Origin of the sequence: Marinobacterium rhizophilum DSM 18822 (genome assembly GCF_000378045.1) — a bacterium.
Taxonomy (GTDB): domain Bacteria; phylum Pseudomonadota; class Gammaproteobacteria; order Pseudomonadales; family Balneatricaceae; genus Marinobacterium_A; species Marinobacterium_A rhizophilum.
Window position 1 is genome coordinate 95,372 of the sequence record NZ_KB899099.1, and the last position, 16,900, is coordinate 112,271.

General features: G+C 59.1%; 15 protein-coding genes. 5 read left to right on the forward strand and 10 right to left on the reverse strand.

The window, feature by feature from the left end:
• Positions 1-2 precede the first annotated feature (2 nt).
• The 4 genes from F451_RS0113250 to F451_RS25540 are packed head-to-tail and all read left to right on the forward strand — an operon-like array spanning position 3 to position 4,410.
• On the forward strand, positions 3-1,283 hold the full coding sequence (locus F451_RS0113250) for a TRAP transporter large permease (protein WP_020681859.1): 1,281 nt from the start codon (positions 3-5) through the stop codon (positions 1,281-1,283).
• Positions 1,284-1,290: 7 nt separating this feature from the next.
• The gene (locus tag F451_RS0113255) at positions 1,291-1,830 is read left to right on the forward strand and encodes a VOC family protein (RefSeq protein WP_020681860.1); all 540 of its coding nucleotides are present in this window, start codon (positions 1,291-1,293) and stop codon (positions 1,828-1,830) included.
• A 4-nt stretch (positions 1,831-1,834) separates the two neighbouring features.
• Positions 1,835-3,106 (forward strand): ribulose-bisphosphate carboxylase large subunit family protein, encoded by a 1,272-nt coding sequence (locus tag F451_RS0113260; RefSeq protein ID WP_026291746.1) that lies wholly within the window; start codon positions 1,835-1,837, stop codon positions 3,104-3,106.
• Between the two features lie 11 nt (positions 3,107-3,117).
• Complete coding sequence (locus F451_RS25540) at positions 3,118-4,410, forward strand: four-carbon acid sugar kinase family protein (protein ID WP_020681862.1); 1,293 nt, start codon at positions 3,118-3,120, stop codon at positions 4,408-4,410.
• A gap of 221 nt (positions 4,411-4,631) precedes the next feature.
• On the opposite strand, the gene recA is transcribed toward F451_RS25540, so the two are convergent.
• The 10 genes from recA to F451_RS0113315 all read right to left on the reverse strand — a co-directional run bounded on the left by recA (position 4,632) and on the right by F451_RS0113315 (position 14,684).
• Complete coding sequence (gene recA, locus F451_RS0113270) at positions 4,632-5,678, reverse strand: recombinase RecA (RefSeq protein WP_020681863.1); 1,047 nt, start codon at positions 5,676-5,678, stop codon at positions 4,632-4,634.
• A gap of 138 nt (positions 5,679-5,816) precedes the next feature.
• Positions 5,817-6,296 carry a CinA family protein gene (locus F451_RS0113275; RefSeq protein WP_020681864.1) on the reverse strand — a complete coding sequence of 160 codons (480 nt, stop codon included), beginning with the start codon at positions 6,294-6,296 and terminating at the stop codon, positions 5,817-5,819.
• 72 nt (positions 6,297-6,368) lie between these two features.
• On the reverse strand, positions 6,369-7,544 hold the full coding sequence (locus F451_RS25545; RefSeq protein WP_083928429.1) for a ComEA family DNA-binding protein: 1,176 nt from the start codon (positions 7,542-7,544) through the stop codon (positions 6,369-6,371).
• Between the two features lie 482 nt (positions 7,545-8,026).
• Complete coding sequence (locus tag F451_RS25550; protein WP_083928430.1) at positions 8,027-8,806, reverse strand: MliC family protein; 780 nt, start codon at positions 8,804-8,806, stop codon at positions 8,027-8,029.
• A gap of 8 nt (positions 8,807-8,814) precedes the next feature.
• Positions 8,815-9,591 carry a hypothetical protein gene (locus F451_RS26750; RefSeq protein WP_020681867.1) on the reverse strand — a complete coding sequence of 259 codons (777 nt, stop codon included), beginning with the start codon at positions 9,589-9,591 and terminating at the stop codon, positions 8,815-8,817.
• Positions 9,588-10,316 (reverse strand): tyrosine-protein phosphatase, encoded by a 729-nt coding sequence (locus tag F451_RS0113295; RefSeq protein ID WP_020681868.1) that lies wholly within the window; start codon positions 10,314-10,316, stop codon positions 9,588-9,590. The genes F451_RS26750 and F451_RS0113295 overlap by 4 nt, the downstream gene beginning before the upstream one ends.
• Positions 10,317-10,326: 10 nt before the next feature.
• Positions 10,327-12,582, reverse strand: coding sequence for a GumC family protein (locus F451_RS0113300; RefSeq protein ID WP_020681869.1), 2,256 nt, complete (start codon positions 12,580-12,582; stop codon positions 10,327-10,329).
• A gap of 2 nt (positions 12,583-12,584) precedes the next feature.
• Positions 12,585-13,121 (reverse strand): polysaccharide biosynthesis/export family protein, encoded by a 537-nt coding sequence (locus F451_RS0113305; RefSeq protein ID WP_020681870.1) that lies wholly within the window; start codon positions 13,119-13,121, stop codon positions 12,585-12,587.
• A gap of 75 nt (positions 13,122-13,196) precedes the next feature.
• Entirely contained in the window at positions 13,197-14,408 is a 1,212-nt protein-coding gene (locus F451_RS25560; protein ID WP_020681871.1) for an outer membrane beta-barrel protein, read from the reverse strand.
• A 66-nt stretch (positions 14,409-14,474) separates the two neighbouring features.
• A complete protein-coding gene (locus F451_RS0113315) occupies positions 14,475-14,684 on the reverse strand; it encodes a hypothetical protein (protein ID WP_020681872.1) in 210 nt (69 codons plus the stop codon).
• Between the two features lie 840 nt (positions 14,685-15,524).
• On the opposite strand from F451_RS0113315, the gene F451_RS0113325 reads away from it, so the two are divergent.
• Positions 15,525-16,898 carry an O-antigen ligase family protein gene (locus F451_RS0113325; RefSeq protein WP_020681874.1) on the forward strand — a complete coding sequence of 458 codons (1,374 nt, stop codon included), beginning with the start codon at positions 15,525-15,527 and terminating at the stop codon, positions 16,896-16,898.
• Positions 16,899-16,900: the final 2 nt, after the last annotated feature.

The following is a 16,900-nucleotide window of genomic DNA, read 5'->3' on the forward strand; positions in this document are numbered from 1 at the left end:
TCATGATGAGCATTATCCTAGTTGTCCTGTTTCTGGGGACATTACTGATGCGATTGCCGGTGGCCCTCTGCCTGGGCCTGGCTTCTGCAGTCACCATACTCCTGTTCGACCTACCCATCACCGTTCTGGCGCAACGCATGGTCAACGCTCTGGACTCGTCGCCGCTGATGGCCGTGCCACTGTTCATTTTTGCAGCCAACCTGCTGAGTGCCGCCGGGGTTACCAACCACCTTTTTGATCTCGTGCGCATGCTTGTCGGCTGGATCCGCGGGGGAACCGCACAGGTCAGCATTCTTGTCAGTCTGATTTTTTCCGGTATTTCGGGCGCAGCGCTGGCGGATATCGGCGCGCTGGGCGGTATTCAGATAAAGATGATGCGCGAGCAAGGCTACCGCGAAGACTTTGCCGCCGGTATTACCATGGCAGCCGCCACGATCGGCCCGATATTTCCGCCCAGTATTCCCATTATCATATTTGCCACCACAGCCAATGTGTCTGCGGTGAAGCTGCTGCTGGCAGGAATCATTCCCGCACTGCTCATCACCCTGCTGCTGATACTGCAGGTGGCCATTCTGGCCCACATCTACAAAATGCCTCGCGATAATATGGCATTCGACACGCGCGCCTTTGCCCGCAAGCTGGTGCTGTCCATCCCCGCCCTGTTTGCACCGATTCTGCTGATTGGCGGGCTCATGTCCGGCCTGTTTGGACCGACCGAGGTGGCCGGCGTCACAGTGGCTTACGCCATATTCATCGGCCTCTTCGTTTACCGCAAGCTCGACTGGTCGGGTATCACCAGAGCAGCACGCGAAACGGTCGATGCAACGGCCAGCGTGCTGTTCATCGTCGCGACGGCGGCACTTTTTGCCTGGGTGCTGACGATGGATCGCGTCCCGTTAAAAGCCAGCACCTTTTTGCTGGGACTGTCCGACGACCCCTTGATGCTGTTGCTGATCATCAACGGATTACTGCTGGTGGTGGGCATGGTACTGGAGTCCATCGCAGCCATCCTGATTATTGCTCCCATTATCACACCGGCGCTGGTCGCCGCTGGCGTCGATCCCCTGCAGCTGGGCATCGTTTTCGTCCTCAACCTGATGATTGGCCTGTTGACCCCGCCCATGGGCATGAGTCTCTACATGGTCAGCATCATTGCCGACATGCCATTGCATAAGGTTATTCGAGGCGTGGTGCCCTTCCTATTGCCCCTGTTGCTGTCACTTCTGGCAGTCACTTGTGTTCCGGCAATCTCAACCTGGTTACCCGGCCTAATAATGAAGTGAGGACAAAATGAGCAGATTTCTCGGAGAAATTCGCCAGCTCGGCTATGTCGTGCAGGATATAGAGAAGGCCATGGACTACTGGTCAAAGACCATGGGTGTCGGCCCCTGGTTTTACAATCCGAAGGTGCCCATAGAAGACTACCACTACGACGGCAAGCCCTATGAGGTGCACAACTCGGTCGCCCTGGCCAATTCTGGCTACGTGCAGGTGGAACTGATTCAGACGCGCAACGATGCGCCTTCCATGTATCGCGACTTTTTGCAGGCAGGTCATACCGGTTTGCAGCATGTCGCCTACTGGACCGAACACTTCGATGAAGACCTGGAATGCATGCTCGCCCAGGGCTTTCGAGTCAAGATGAGCGGAATGGTCGGGGCTCAGGGCCGCTTTGTCTATTTCGATCGTGAAATGCACCCCGGCACGGTTATTGAGCTTTCCGAAGTCCTCGGCCCCAAGGGGCGGCTGTTCAAACAGATTCATGACGCCTCCATCAACTGGGATGCGAATGATCCGATCCGCCCTTTCCCTTCCTTGTCGGAGATCTGAAACCGTGCAATTGATAGAAGCCGAGTACCTGATCGAAACCCCGCTCGACCCGCAGAAAATTGCCCAGGTCATCGCCGGTGAGCAAAGCAGTGGTACCTTCGTGCGCCTGGCATCCGAAACGGATGAGCTGCGCGAACGCGCCGCGGCCCGCATTCTTGCAGTCGAGGAACTCGAGCCCGTTGCGAGCCCCAGTCTGCACAGCGCCTTCCTCGAGGCCCGCGGTATTGGTGGCCCGTATCGCAGGGCAAGGGTGCGCATCGGCTTCCCTGCCGACAATATCGGCGTGAATCTGGCAACGCTGGCCGCAACCGTGTCTGGCAACCTCTATGACCTCGGGGAAGTGACAGGACTCAAGCTGCTGGATATTCAGCTGCCCGCGCCCTACCGTGCCCGCTATTCGCTGCCCCAGGCCGGCATTGCAGGAACCCGCGCCCGACTGAACCTGCAGGGGCGCCCCTTTTTCGGCACGATCATCAAGCCAAACATTGGCATGCAAGTGGATGAGATTGCCGACCTTGTCGAACTGCTTTGCGAATCCGGCGTGGATTTCATCAAGGATGACGAAGTCTGTGCCAACCCAGCCTGTGCTCCGCTGGACAAGCGCATACCCGCCGTCATGGAGCGGGTTCGCCGTTACCGCGACCGTACCGGTCGCGACGTGATGATGGCGTTCAATATTACCGATGAAACCGACGCCATGCGCCGGCACGCCGACCTGATCGAACAGGAAAGCGGAGCCTGCGCGATGGTCAGCATGAACTGGGTCGGATTATCGGCCATGCAGACCTTGCGGGGATCAACCCCACTGATTCTGCATGGGCACCGCAATGGCTATGGTGGCTGGGCCCGCCACCCGGCACTGGGTATCGCCTTTCCTGCCTACCAGGCACTTTATCGACTGACTGGCCTGGATCACATGCACGTCCATGGCATGGGTGGAAAGTTTTCCGACAGCGATGCCGAGGTGACCGAAGCGGCACGCCTTTGTGCCCGGCCACTGTCACCGGATGGCCCGGCGAATGACTGTGTATTGCCGGTGTTTTCCTCCGGTCAGTGGGCCGGGACCCTGCCGGCCACTGTCAACGCGGTGGGCTCGTCGGATTTCATGTTTTTGGCCGGCGGCGGCATTCTGGCACACCCGGGCGGCCCGCAGGCCGGGGTCCGCAGCCTGCAGCAGGCCTGGGACGCCGTGGTTGCCGGCGAGGCTCTGGAAAAACATGCAACCCGCCATGCCGAACTCGCGGGCGCACTGTCATTCTATGAAGGCAAGGCCTAGGAATTTCACCAATGCCAGACTTCGTTTTTTGTGCGGATGATTTTACCGGTGCATCCGACACTCTCGCCACGCTGACCCGCAACGGCCTGACGTCAAGACTCTACCTGCGCTCGGAAGACCTCGCTGCCAATCCCGACATCCAGACGCTCGATGCCGTCGGTATCGCGAGTTCGCTGCGATCGATGTCACAGCAAGCCGCGGTAGGCGAGATGAACCACATGGGAGCGAACCTGGCCCGAATTGGCGGCCGGTTTCATCACCTAAAAGTCTGTTCAACATTCGATAGCTCACCGGATATCGGCAATCTATGCGCGACAGCCGATGCCTATTCGCAGCAAATCGAAGCAGACTGGACCGCGGTTATCGGCGGCCAGCCCTCCCTGGGGCGCTACTGCATATTCGGACATTTGTTTGCCGCGGACAGCAACGGCGTGATTCACCGTATCGACCGCCACCCAGTCATGCGGACCCATCCGATCACGCCAATGCAGGAGTCCGACCTGCGCCTGCATTTTCGGCAACAGGGCTGGTTAGAAACGGGGCTGGTCGACATTACCTCCTACAGACGCGGCGCCACGGAATTGGCGGCAGAACTCCGTTGTCGAATCGCAGACGGCGAAACCCGCACCCTGTTTGACGTGAGTGCGGACGAGGACCTCCAGGTCATAGGCCTGGCACTACAGACACTTAGCGATACCTGTCGCATCTTGAGTGTTGGATCCAGCAGCGTGGCGCAAGCATTGTCTCCGCTCTGCCCGGGGACAATCGACCCGCAAAGGCACGGGCCACACGACAGCCTTATAAAGGGCCCCGTTCTCGCATTTGCAGGCAGCCGGTCGACGCTAACCTCACAACAGGTTGAGGCCGCATTGGACTATGTAAAGCTAGAGCTTGAGCCTTCGGACCTGATCCACGCCCCAGAGCGTGACCGCATTATTCGACAAGGGGCTGACATTCTGGCAATGGGCAGCAACCTGCTGCTCTATCTCTCTGCCAATACCGGACACCTGTTAAGTGGTCGCGAGTTGGCACTGGCGACCGGCACGCTGCTGGATGCCATAGTGAGCCAATCTGCCATCGGTTTGCTGGCCATTGCTGGCGGCGACACATCGAGTATTGCCGTTCAGACAATGGACATTGACTGCCTGTCCTTTATCGGGGATTTCGAGCGCGGAGTCCCCCTGATTCGGGCCCACAGTTACATACCTAACTTGAACGAACTCCCCATGATCCTCAAAGGCGGACAGATGGGTACTGTCGACATATTCAATCGGATTGCGGCCCTCGCGGGCGAGCCCCGATAACCGCACCGGTAGTGCGCAGCGGGTCACCCATCTGGTGGGCAACAGGCCGCCGCACCCCGCCCCCGTGGTATGCCGAATGGCATGCGGTATTTTCGGCGCCAACATTCCGGCGTAATCCGCGGCCTGGTCGCGCTAGCCTGGTACGGCACCATGTGGGCGCTACGCAGGCAACAAAAAAGGCTCCCTCGGGAGCCTTTTTTCAGATATTCAGTCGAACCGCGTCAGAACTGCAGTTCTTCGGTTTCACTGGCCTTGTCGTCAGCGGCTTCCCTGGGCTTGGGCTTGACCAGCAGCTTTTCACGAATGGCGTTTTCTATTTCGGTCGCAATCTCGGGATGCTGCTCAAGGTACTTGGCCGCGTTGGCCTTGCCCTGGCCGATCTTGTCACCCTTGTAGGCATACCAGGCGCCGGACTTGTCCACCAGCCCCTGCTGCACACCCAGGTCGATCACTTCGCCCATGCGATAGATGCCCTGACCGTAAAGAATCTGGAACTCGGCCTGACGGAACGGCGGTGCCACCTTGTTCTTGACGACCTTGACGCGGGTTTCGTTACCGGTGACTTCATCACCCTGTTTCACCGCACCAATGCGACGAATATCCAGACGCACCGAAGCGTAGAACTTCAACGCGTTACCGCCTGTGGTGGTTTCGGGTGAACCGAACATGACACCGATCTTCATGCGGATCTGGTTGATGAAAATCATCAGGCAGTTGGTGTTCTTGATGTTGCCGGTCAGCTTGCGCAGCGCCTGGGACATCAGGCGCGCCTGCAGACCCACGTGGGAATCACCCATCTCGCCTTCGATTTCAGCCTTGGGGGTCAGGGCTGCAACGGAGTCGACCACGATCACGTCAACGGCAGCGGAACGCACCAGCATGTCGGCAATCTCCAGCGCCTGCTCGCCGGTATCCGGCTGAGACACCAGCAGAGCGTCGACATCCACGCCCAGCTTTTCGGCATAGATCGGGTCCAGCGCATGCTCGGCATCGATAAAGGCACAGGTTTTGCCAGCGCGTTGCGCCTCGGCAATGGCCTGCAGGGTCAGCGTGGTTTTACCCGACGATTCCGGGCCATAGATTTCAACGATACGCCCGTAGGGCAGGCCGCCAATGCCCAGCGCGATATCCAGGCCGAGGGAGCCGGTGGACACCGCTGGAATGGCTTCGCGCGGCTGATCGCCCATGCGCATAACCGCGCCTTTGCCGAATTGCCGTTCAATCTGACCCAGTGCCGCGTCGAGTGCTTTCTTTCTGTTCGCGTCCATTTTCAACCCCTTGCGCTTAATCGAATACAGCACTCTGGCGCCTGACCGGATACTGTATGTTTGGACAGTATTATTCCAGATCGCTTTCGGAATGCAACCTATTTGAGTGCTTTTTATACGATAGGCACCGACAACGGACTAGCTTCGCTCCAGCATGCCCAAGAGGCCTTGCAAGGCAATCTCCACCGCCTGACGCCGCACTGCCTCACGATCACCTGCCAACAGATGGCACTGCGCCCGGGTCGGCTGACCCTCACAGGCCCAGGCAAACCAGACAGTACCCACGGGCTTGAGCTCGCTGCCACCGCCAGGTCCTGCAATGCCGCTGACCGATACGGCCAGCTGCACACCGCTCTGGCGTCGCGCGCCTTCGGCCATGGCCCGCACCACCGCCTCGCTTACCGCGCCTTCCTGCTCGATCAACTCAGAGGACACGCCCAGCATGCGCGCCTTGGCGGCATTGGAATAGGTGACAAAACCGCCATCAAACCAATCTGAGCTGCCGGCCAGTGCCGTCAGCGCCTGCGCCACCCAGCCGCCGGTACAGGACTCCGCCGTTGCGAGCATCCAGTTGCGCTCCAGCATCCGCTGCGCGATCTTTTCCACCCACTGCTGCATACCACCCTCCCTGAACATTCGTTTTGTCCAACATGCCTGCCTGACACACCGGACGCAACCGGCCAACCGAATTCAGATACAAAGAAAAGGACGAATACGCTCCAGGGTCACTCTGCCGATACCGCGCACCTGGATCAGCGCGTCCAGACTGCCGAAAGGACGCTCCAGGATGATGGCCCTTGCCAGACGCGCCGAGAGAAACTTCACCTTCTCAAGCTCCCGGGCACTGGCGCGATTGATCGACACCAGGCTGACGGCCGAAGACGCTTCGACGGGCTCCTTGGCGGGCGCTTTGTGGGGAGCATCCACGGGCGCCCCAGCTAAAGGGATCTCAACTGCCTGGCACGCGGGCAAGTGGGGCACCGACTCCAGAGGTGGTAACTGGACCGGTTCGCACGACTTCGGCTCAGCTTCGATCGGCGCTTCCGCGAGCGGCGCCTGTTCAGGCTCAGCTTCCAGCTCGCACGGACCCTCCTCCACAGGATCAGCCGGTATCGGAGTCTCGCCAACAGACCTGGGCAGGACACGGTAGTCGCGGGTCAGGCGCCCGGCTTCACTCCACTCGCGCAACATCAGCACCAGGTATGCATCGCCAGCCGGTACCGCCATCAAGTCCAGGTTGAAACGGTTTTGCAGCCACTCGAAGCCGCCACACAGCGTACCCAGCTGCGTGGTGGTGGCCAGCAGGGTGCCGCTGAATGCGCCCCCCCGGTAGGGCTCGTGCAACGCCCAGAGTTCCAGCGTCAGCGAGCCGGACAGGTTGCTGGCGGCACGCGGATTGAGAATGCGCTCAACCCTCAAGTCCACATGAGCCGAAGCCAGTTCGCACTCAACCTCGCCCAGCAGCATTGGCTGGGTGAACGCCTGGCGGTTATCGAAATTGACGTAATCATGCAGCTGTACCGCACCACTGCCGTCCACGGCCACAAGCGTCAGGACGATGGCATAATCTTCCTGCCCGGCTGGCGGCAGGGCCAGCGTGCTTTGCTCGGCGACAGAAACAGTCGTGTCCTGAATATCGATTGGACATTCAGCGACCTTGATTCCCTGCAACGTACCGCCATCAAAGCGTGAGTGGCAGGCCCAAAGCTGCAGCAGACAACGCTGCTGGCCCAACGATTGCGGGTCGAGAATGGTCACATCGGCGCCAAGCCGTGCGCGGTCACCCTCGATACGGTAATGGAAATCACCGCTTAACCGGGCAACAGGATACCGAGTGTGTCTGGATGGGTCGTCTTGGTTAATCATGTATGTCTACTCTGCTCACGTTGGCGTGCAAAACGCGCAGCATTATAAGGCCATAATCCGGTAAGAAAATGACAGACCACAGCTTGCAGGTAAAAAATTAAAGATCGACGCAGATAACCGCCCGTTAGCGCCTAACTCAAAACATTTACGCACCATCAAGGTGCGTTTTCATATCGACGGGCCTGTCGATATGCAATCCTGTACTGCCGCGATATAAATGGACCCCCGCTTTCGGCCACCTGATCGAGCACGCCTTCGCAATCAGTCCTTCAACGGCGATGGACGATGGTTATCGCAACTGTTTCGCGCCTCAACGCGATCCATCGCCTTGAAACCCGGCAACTTCAACCACCGATCGGTCGCTCGCGCTTTGCTGTTGTTACAGCAAGGTATTGATCAACCCCGACACTGGGCATTACCGATGCCTCAAAACGCATGATCAGTACGAATCAGCGCCCACCGGGGCCTGTTGCTTCGTTTTGTCAGTACCGGGCCAGCCCCCTGGAGCCGGTCACAACGCCTCGCACTGCAGCATACCGCCCTGGGCCCTGGAGTAACGCGCCTGAGTCCCTGTCCCAGAACTCGACATTTCGCCCCGTAAAACGGGCACCGCTACCGGACGCTTTGCGGTAAAGCAGCATCTGATCCTCGCCGTCATTGAGCATCAGTGAAGGCAGCCGGGTATTGTTGTCGAAGTACGCTGCAAGGCGACGTCCGTCGTCACAGGTATAAGTCACGGCGGCGGGCACCAGCACATCGCCGGTCTTGACCTCCAGTTCTGTGATGCGCTGGTCATACTCGGTACACACACACTCAGGTAGCGCCTGCGCTTTCCAGCAATCGCCCCTGCCCTTGATCCATCCGCGCTGCATCGCTTGCAGAGAGGGAACCTCACTCGGCTCAAACTGGTTCAGAGCCTTGCGATAGAGCTCATCCATTCTTAGATCTAGCCGCGCCAGCGCGCTATCGGAACAGACCAGCGCCTGCACGCTGCCACGCGCCCGAGCGCAGTCAAAGCTCGACTGAACGCGCTCTGCGTCCAGCGGCAAAAACTCCAGAATTGAGCCGTCGGCGAAGGTCGCGAGATAAATTCGCCCGTCACGCATTACAACAGAGCGAACATGGGAAAGGTCACGCAGAAAGCGGTGATCGATCGAGCCCTCACCACAAAACATGCGCGTCGCTGCAACAGGGCCCAGTTCCAGGCCGGACGCTGGACTGTATGTCCAGCTGCCGTTGCCCGCATTACAGTCTGCCTGCACAACCGTGGCTAGCTGCTATGCAGTACGCCGGTCCAGACCCTGGATGGCCAGGGTGGACCTTCAGCGGCAGAGGCCGGCACGCAAACGCCGCGGCTGAATTTCAACTCGTCAGGCAGAGCGCCGCAGAGCAGCGGGGTCTGCCCGATACGATCGGCCAGATTGAACAGCGACCGGGTCTGGGCCTGGCTGTATTCGACGGTACGCCGTGCCGATTCCAGAATCTGCCGGCGCTGTTCAGGCTCAAGCTGCGGCCAGGCGATGAGCCCTACTTTGGCAAGTCCGCGATTGATCGTCATGCGCCAGGGGCCGTTCTCGAAGCCGCGCGCCAGGGCCCGGTCGAATTCTTCGTCGAACTCCAGCAGGTGCAGCTTGACGAAGGCCAGCTGCACCCAGGTGTCGGGCCAGTCCGGACGGGCCGCGATGGCGAGCCGGTAAGCATCCCGCGCCTGCAGCCGGGAAGGCTCAGCCTCTGCATCGCCGAAATCGAGCTGCTGGTGCTTCCATGCGTAGACCTTGCCGAGCCGCGCGTAGTAGTCCCCGTTGGCGCCGGGATAGAAGGCCACCGCCCGCTGTGCGGCGGCCTCGGCAATATCCCAGGCCTGCAGCGAAGGCAGCACGCCCTGCCGCTCCCAGTCCTCGACAAAGCGCTCCGCCTGGTGGGCGGCAACACCCGCAATCAGCAGCCGCAGGCCGACGACGGCCAGTGCCAAGCTGCAGCACAGCAAGATGCCAAGCCCGAGCTGGCGCAGGCGTGGCGGTATTTGTCGGTTTGTAGCAGTGTTCATCGATCGAAGTGGTCCAGCGCGATTTTCCAGGGGTTTAGGCTCACCAGCTCTGCGGCACGCTGGGCGCCGATCAGCTGCTCAGCAGCCTTGACGGCGTTACGCAGACAGGGAGGACGGCGGTCGCGGTTGTGGGCATCGGTCGCCAGAATGGTGACATGACCCTGCAGTAGCAGGTCGGTGGCGATCTCCGCGGCCTGCTCGCCGAAATGGCCCGTCAGGGATGATGCCGTCACCTGCAGCAGGCAACCCTGCTCAAGGAACGGCCTGAGCCGCGACGGCTGGCGCATGATGCCCTTGTTGCGTTCGGGGTGGGCGATCATCGGCAGGACACCGCGGCCCTTCAGCCACTGCGTCAGGCGCTCGGCGCCAAAGGGGATCTCGCCATGGGGGAACTCCAGCAGCATCACCTTGCTGCCTTCCCATTGACCGAGGAACGGGATCCTGTCCTCGGCAACGCCGGTCATCAATTCCAGCCCGAAGCGCACTTCAGCCGCTGCGGCCACCTGCAGTTCGATGCCGGCGCTTGCCAACGCCTCACGGAACTGTTGCAGCGCCGCCGCAATGGACTGCGGCGTATTGTCATAACGCCCGGGATGGATGTGGGGCGTGCAGACCATATGCGTGATGCCTTCCACAACGGCCATGCGCGCCAGTTCCAGCGAGGCCTCAACGTCGGGGGCGCCGTCATCGATGCCCGGGAGCAGGTGGTTGTGCAGGTCTATCATGGACACCTCCTCAGGCCGGCTGGTCGCTGCTGTAGCCGTAGTCGTAGTACGCACCGTGGCTGTAACCATTTTTCTTTGCCTTTTCGATGTCGACCTGGTTCAGCACGACACCCGAGACCGGCGCCCGGTTCTGCAGCAGTCGACCGATACCGTCGCGTACCAGCTGCACCGAGGTGGACTCGGCCTTGACCACATAGATGACCGAGCTTGCCAGCGCTGACAGCATCAGCGCATCGCTCACGGCCTGCATCGGCGGCGAGTCGATAATGATGTGATCGTACTTGCTGCCCAGCACTTCCAGCGTTTCGGCGAAGCGCTTGGAGGACAGCAGTTCCAGCGGGTTCGGCGGCACGGTGCCGGCGCTGATCAGGTCAACTCCGTCCAGCGGATATATACAGTCTTCCAGTTTCGCGATACCGGCAATCAGGTTGGCGAGGCCGGGCGTGCCGACCGGCAGCTCAAAGTTTTTCGCGGCGGTGGGACGGCGCATGTCGGCGTCGATCAGCAGCACCTTCTCCATCTGGCCAAGTGCCTGCGCCAAGTTGGCGGCGACGGAGCTCTTGCCCTCGCCGGGGATCGACGAGGTGACCAGCAGCACCTTCTGCTCCTTGTTGAGCCCCGACAGCACCACGCCGGTGCGCAGCGTACGGATGGCCTCAAGGAAGGCTCGATCCGTCTCGCCGCCGCGCCCGAACATCTGGGCGACATCCTTGCGTAGCTTGTCCTTGAGCAGCGGCAAGATGCCGAGTACCGGCAGGTTAAGCTGCTCCTCGATCTCCTCGGTGCTTTTGAAGGTGTTGTTGAGCATTTCCAGCAGCAGGGCGAGGCCGACGCCGGCCATGAGTGCCAGCAAGCCCGCCGCGATGACGATCAGTTTGCGGTTCGGCTTGACCGGCACCTCGGGTCGTACGGCCCTGTCGACGATACGGGCGTTGGCGCTCTGCAGGTCAGCGGTGGCGGAGGTTTCCTTCAGGCGGTTGAGAAAGGTGTTGTACAACGCCTGGTTGCTATCGACCTCACGCTGCAGTTCACGCAGCTTGAACTCCTTGCGGGTGATCGCCTGAATCTCGTCCTTGTTAAGTTCGAACGACGACTGCAGTGCATCTTCGTTGGCGACCGCGAGCTGGTAGGCCCGTTCGATACTCGCGACCACCTGCTCCACCTGCGATTTCAGGCTGGCCGTGGCGGTATTCAACTCGGAGCGGGCAGCTATCATGCTGGGGTGCTTGGGCCCGTAGCGGTTGGACAGCTCCTGGACTTTAGACAGCGCCTGCGCTTCCTGCGCCTTGAACTGCTGCACCAGCGGGTTGCTCATCACGGCCGGTGCTGCGGTCAGCCTTTGCCAGCCGCCGCCCTTCAACTCGGCGACCTGCCGGTACTGGCTTTCTGCCGCATCACGGTCGCGGCGGGTATCGACCAGGCGATCGCTAGTACGGGACAGCTCACCGGCACTCACGGTGGTCACCCCCCCCTGAAGGTCGACCAGATTCTCCTGGTCCCGGAATGCCTGCAACTGCCGTTCAGACTCTTGCAGACTGACCTTCAGCGTCTCCAGCCGCTCGTTTATCCAGCGGGTGGCATTGTTGGTCATCTCCAGCTTGGCTTCCATCTGGCTGTCGATATAGGTGCGGGCCAGAGCGTTAGCTGCCCGGGCGGCGGTCGACGCATCGGCCATCTCAATCTGGACCTTGACCAGTTGGGTCTTGGGAACCGGCGTGATAGTCGTGCGCTTCATGAAGGTGTCGACCGCGGCCCTGAAAGCCTGCGCTTCGGCCAGCTCAGGATCGACTTCGGCAACGTCCTCTGGCGTGGTAAAGGGCAACCAGGCATTGAAGTCGAGCAAGCCCCTGATATCGATCAAGGAGGCTGATTGCTGGCGCGGGTCGAACTCCGGATGGGTGTTAAGACTGAGTTCGTGCACGACCCGCTCGGCCAGTTCGCGGGATTTAAGCAGCTCGAACTGTGTCTGCAGATACCCGCTACTGTTGCCGTCCAGACCATAGACCTGCTGAATCGACAATACCTGGGCGGCTTTCTCCTCGATCATCAGGGTCGAGGCAGCACGGTACACAGGGGTCATGGCCAGGGCCACCAGCGTCGCGAGCATCATCACCACCAGCATCAGGGTGGCGATGCTCCACTTGCGGCGCCAGATTGGCTGCCAGAGACGCAGCAGGTCGAGTTCATCATCCCGAATACGTTCCGGTTGCCGCTCGCCAAGCCGGTCGGGAAACGCAGGCTGTTGCGGAATCAGTTGGTTTTCCATAATCAGAAGAAGCTCTGTTCAATAGTGATGATATCGCCCGGCATGATCAGGGTGTCGAGCGCCCTCTCCTGCGGTGTGCGGTTGCCGTCCCGAATAACACTGAACTTGCTCTTGGAAGCACGCTCAGTGAATCCGCCGGCCAGGGCGATCGCCTTGCGCAGCGTCAGACCCGGTTTGAACGGGTAGCCGCCGGGGCTCTTGACCTCGCCGTTGACGAAGAAATCGCGGTACTCCAGGATGCGCACCGAAATCCGGGGATCGACCAGGTAGTCGCCTTTCAGACCGCTGACGAGCATGTGTTCCAGCTGCGCGGCGGTCTTGCCCATCGCATCGATTTCGCCGAAAAACGGATAGGAGAACTTGCCCGCATCATTGAGGCGAACCTCGTCCAGACTCAGGTCGCCTTCGCCGAAGACGTTGATACTGATGACATCGCCGGACCCGAGCCTGTACTGGTCGTCGTCGGCCGCCCAGGTCGTAGCGCTTAGCAGAAACAGGCCGGCCAACAGCCAGACGCCCGACAGGTAACGCGCAATCATGTGGTTCTCCTAAATCGCAGTTATCAGAAAACGGTACGGAGCCAGCGCCCCATTTCGATCAAAAAAGATTATTAATCATAAACTTAGCTTCAAACCGGCCGAATACAGGCTGCGTTCGAAGTTTTCCAGCGCGACATTCGAGTCGCGCTCGCGATAGCGGTAGCCGAGTTCCAGCGACAGCCAGCGGCGAACATCCCAGGTGAGTCCGACACGATAACTGTCGGTGATGTCCTCGCGGTTGGCCGCGTTGTCGTAATTCATTTTTGACCTGACATAGCCCAGGTCGCTCGAGAAGAAGGAACTCCATTTGTGGCTCCATGCCAGACCCGCCGTTCGGTTCTCGATGAACTGCTCCTCGTTACTACCTTCGTTGATGCCGTGGCGTGCGGTCAGCCGGAACGCAGAGTAGGTGCGAGGTTTCCATGTCAGGTCCGCATGCCAGGCGGTGAGGCTGGGGTCGCGCTCTCCTGGAGCATCGAAATCCTTTTTCTCGTGGCCGATCTTCAAGGTACCGGAGGTCTTGGCGGTGGCATCAAAAGCCAGGCCAGCAAAATAGGAGTGGTTGACGCTGTCGAGCGACCTGAGGGTGCTGCTGTCAACAGATCTGAGCCTGACATAGTCGAATTCGGTCAAGCTGACTTCAAACAGCGCGCGGGTCTTGGGCGCAAGCCGGTAGAACGCCGTGGCGCCCAGGCTGCGAGTATCCCGGTCCTTGTCCTGGTTCAGCGTGCCGCGGTTATCATAGCGCTTGCGTTCCTGGTCCACGGCCAGCTCGAGCTGCATCGTCGCGGACTCGATACCCAGGCCATAGACGGCACCAACGTTGCTGGTGTGGTACTTGTCGTTTTCCGCCAGCGACGTGGCATCGGCGGCGCTTTCCACCCGGTCGTAGCCGGCATTCAGGTCAAGGCGGTGGCGACTGCTGAATTCCAAATGCGCATTGGCGTCCAGATGGTGATCGGTATTGTCGTTGCCATGGCTGGAGTGATAGATGTCGGATTCCAGCGCATAGCGCAGACGATAGATGTTCAGCCGGTCCTCCGCCGCGAGTTCAAACGCCGGCTCGATGGTGGTGATCCAGCTGGATGCCTCATTTGGTGCGGCGGTCTCGCGAAAATTGTCGTCGTAGGCCTCGGTCAGGCGCAGAGTCGGCGTGAGCGACATTCCACCCAGACGGATATCAGCCGGGTTACCGGCGAGAACCTGTACCGGCAGAATGACCAGGGCTGCGACCAGCAAGTGCCGCTGTCGCAGGTTAACAGGCATCGGGTTCATGTTCAGGGGCATGGCTCAAAATCATCAAGTTGGGGTAAATGCCGGGCCGGCATGCGCCGACCCGGCGGTCAGCGCCGCTTAGTGCGGGCTGGCCGGGGGAGTACCGCCTACTCCCCAGCCGTTACCATTGTTGGCACCCTGACCATTACCGTTACCTTCGCCAGGTGTGGTATCGGACATGCTGGTTGCCATCACGGCTTTATCAGACGGTGCTGCAGAAGCAGCAGTGGTGGTCAGGGTCGACGCCAGAGCGCCAGCCATGACCAGAGCAGTTAACGCTTTGCGCATATTAACTTCCTCGTGGGTTGATGATTGAAGTACATAGACCAGACAACAGAGCTATCCGCGAATATGTGGATACTTTTCAGTCGCACAAAAAAGCCGATGGGCTACAGCCAGCAAGCCTTACCGAACCTCTATGAACGCTAAGAAGCCTATATATACTGCCAAATAAATTCACCTTTTAAAATGATTACATGCATCGCTGCGATGCAAAAAATAATTAACTGAAAATTCGGAAAATCTGTCGCTATTAAGTAGCGTCCCTGACAGGCAACAGTCTATAAATCGAGAATAAAAAAGCTGAGCACTAACTGAATAATTCCACTCATCCAAGAAATATCCTGCAGCATAATGAGCACCGCATACAGGTGGGGGACTGACGGATCAGCGTATTCTGGCAGCCGATCCAACTGGATAAGAACAAGGGCCATTCAGCTGTAAAGCTATGATTTTAAGATGAAATAGTCATGATTTTTGCTGTATTCTGTCTCACCTGAGCGACTGGAGAGCCTGTCGAGACCAGGCCCTGTGGCACCAACTACGACTGAGTACCGAGTATTGTCGCCAAAGAATGACGGTTAATATAAGAACGGGGTTACGGACATAGATAGCTCTTTATTTGGCAGTAATCGATACATATTCCGCCAAATAAAAGGCATTTTTATTTCAAAATATAAGATGCTGCGACGCACAATAAGTGAATTTTATATTTAACCAAATCTATTTGTATCCATAACGCGACACTTGAGCATTAACATCCCGTTAATTAAAAGCTCGCTAGCATCCGCGGACCGGTTTATTTATGATTCAGGTTGCCGGCATTCTCAACATACACCGGATATAGTTATGAATCGAAAACGTACACTACTCGATAACTGCCTGATTGCAGCCACGCTCTTGCTGCTGCTCTGGCTGCCGATACCGCTGGGCAGCAACCGGGACTGGTCCGCCGGTTTTCTGGTACTGGTCAGCGCTCTGCTATGCGGCCTTTTCTGTATCTCCAAATGGCGTGCGGCGCCGGTCGATACCCCAATATGCCGCCAGGCCTGGCCGATGGTCGCACTGCTCGCCGTCCCCCAGTTATGGGTAGCACTGCAAATCCTGCTGGGCCTCAGCCAGGATGTCGGCGCAAGCGTGCAATACCTGATGCTGGGCTGTGCCTACACATTGCTCTTCATCCTGATCGTGGGGCTGTTCAATACCCGCCGGCGTCTCACGCTGTTACTCAGTGTGCTGGTAGTCAGCGGTACGATGCAGGCTTTTTATGGCACCCTGATGACCCTGTCCGGCATTGAATGGCTGCTGACAAGCAGCAAGGACGCCTATCTCGGCAATGCCACCGGCACCTACGTCAACCGCAATCACCTTGCAGGTTACCTTGAGATGACGCTTGCCTGCGGCATCGGCCTGCTGCTGGCACTGCGTGATGGCCGCCCGTTTCGCTGGCGCTATATCCTCGAGCTGCTGGAAGGACCCAAGACCCGCCTGCGCCTCGCGCTGGTGATCATGGTCATCGCGCTTGTAATGACGCATTCCCGAATGGGCAATGCCGCCTTCTTTGCCAGCCTGATGATCGTCGGCGCTCTCTTCACCCTGATCAACCGGGAGCATCGACTTCGCAACAGCCTGATCATTACCAGCCTGGTCTTAATCGACGTGTTGGTGATTAGCCAGTATTTCGGTCTTGAAAAGCTCAAGGACCGACTGCTGGAGACACAATTTGAGGACCAGGTGGTCGATGGCGAGGTGGTCGCGAGTGCGAACGAACAGCGTGATGACATCATGGGCTACGCGCTACCGCTGCTGCAGAAACATCCGGTGACCGGTATCGGCGCGGGGGCTTTCGAGTCCAGTTTCCAGCGCTACCCCGGCCCTGATATCCGGCTGCATTTCGACCATGCCCACAACGACTACCTGCAGTTTGCAATCGAATTTGGACTGATCGGATTACTGCCGCTCGCGCTATTCGTCGCGCTCGCGTTTTACCAAGCCCTCAGGGCACTGTGGCGAAGCCAGTCCTGGTATCGCAGCGGAGTGGGCTTCGGCGCAGCAATGGGATTGCTGGCGCTGATGATTCACTCAGCCACCGACTTCAATTTGCAGATCCCCGCTAATGCGGCAACCTTCGTGGTAATGGCAGCGGTCGCAGTACTGGCGAATCATCACCGCAAGCCGTCCCGCCGGCGCCGTCGTCAAGGCAGCGAGGTAGTTGCGACCTGAAG

Excerpts from the sequence above, each read along its gene's own strand:
- F451_RS0113275 (WP_020681864.1), bottom strand. The coding sequence starts at position 6,296 with ATGCAGCAGTGGGTGGAAAAGATCGCGCAGCGGATGCTGGAGCGCAAC.
- F451_RS0113300 (WP_020681869.1), bottom strand. The coding sequence starts at position 12,582 with ATGGAAAACCAACTGATTCCGCAACAGCCTGCGTTTCCCGACCGGCTT.
- F451_RS26750 (WP_020681867.1), bottom strand. The coding sequence starts at position 9,591 with ATGAACACTGCTACAAACCGACAAATACCGCCACGCCTGCGCCAGCTC.
- recA (WP_020681863.1), bottom strand. The coding sequence starts at position 5,678 with ATGGACGCGAACAGAAAGAAAGCACTCGACGCGGCACTGGGTCAGATT.
- F451_RS25540 (WP_020681862.1), top strand. The coding sequence starts at position 3,118 with ATGCCAGACTTCGTTTTTTGTGCGGATGATTTTACCGGTGCATCCGAC.
- F451_RS0113305 (WP_020681870.1), bottom strand. The coding sequence starts at position 13,121 with ATGATTGCGCGTTACCTGTCGGGCGTCTGGCTGTTGGCCGGCCTGTTT.
- F451_RS0113295 (WP_020681868.1), bottom strand. The coding sequence starts at position 10,316 with ATGATAGACCTGCACAACCACCTGCTCCCGGGCATCGATGACGGCGCC.
- F451_RS25560 (WP_020681871.1), bottom strand. The coding sequence starts at position 14,408 with ATGCCCCTGAACATGAACCCGATGCCTGTTAACCTGCGACAGCGGCAC.
- F451_RS0113325 (WP_020681874.1), top strand. The coding sequence starts at position 15,525 with ATGAATCGAAAACGTACACTACTCGATAACTGCCTGATTGCAGCCACG.
- F451_RS25545 (WP_083928429.1), bottom strand. The coding sequence starts at position 7,544 with ATGATTAACCAAGACGACCCATCCAGACACACTCGGTATCCTGTTGCC.
- F451_RS0113315 (WP_020681872.1), bottom strand. The coding sequence starts at position 14,684 with ATGCGCAAAGCGTTAACTGCTCTGGTCATGGCTGGCGCTCTGGCGTCG.
- F451_RS0113250 (WP_020681859.1), top strand. The coding sequence starts at position 3 with ATGATGAGCATTATCCTAGTTGTCCTGTTTCTGGGGACATTACTGATG.
- F451_RS0113255 (WP_020681860.1), top strand. The coding sequence starts at position 1,291 with ATGAGCAGATTTCTCGGAGAAATTCGCCAGCTCGGCTATGTCGTGCAG.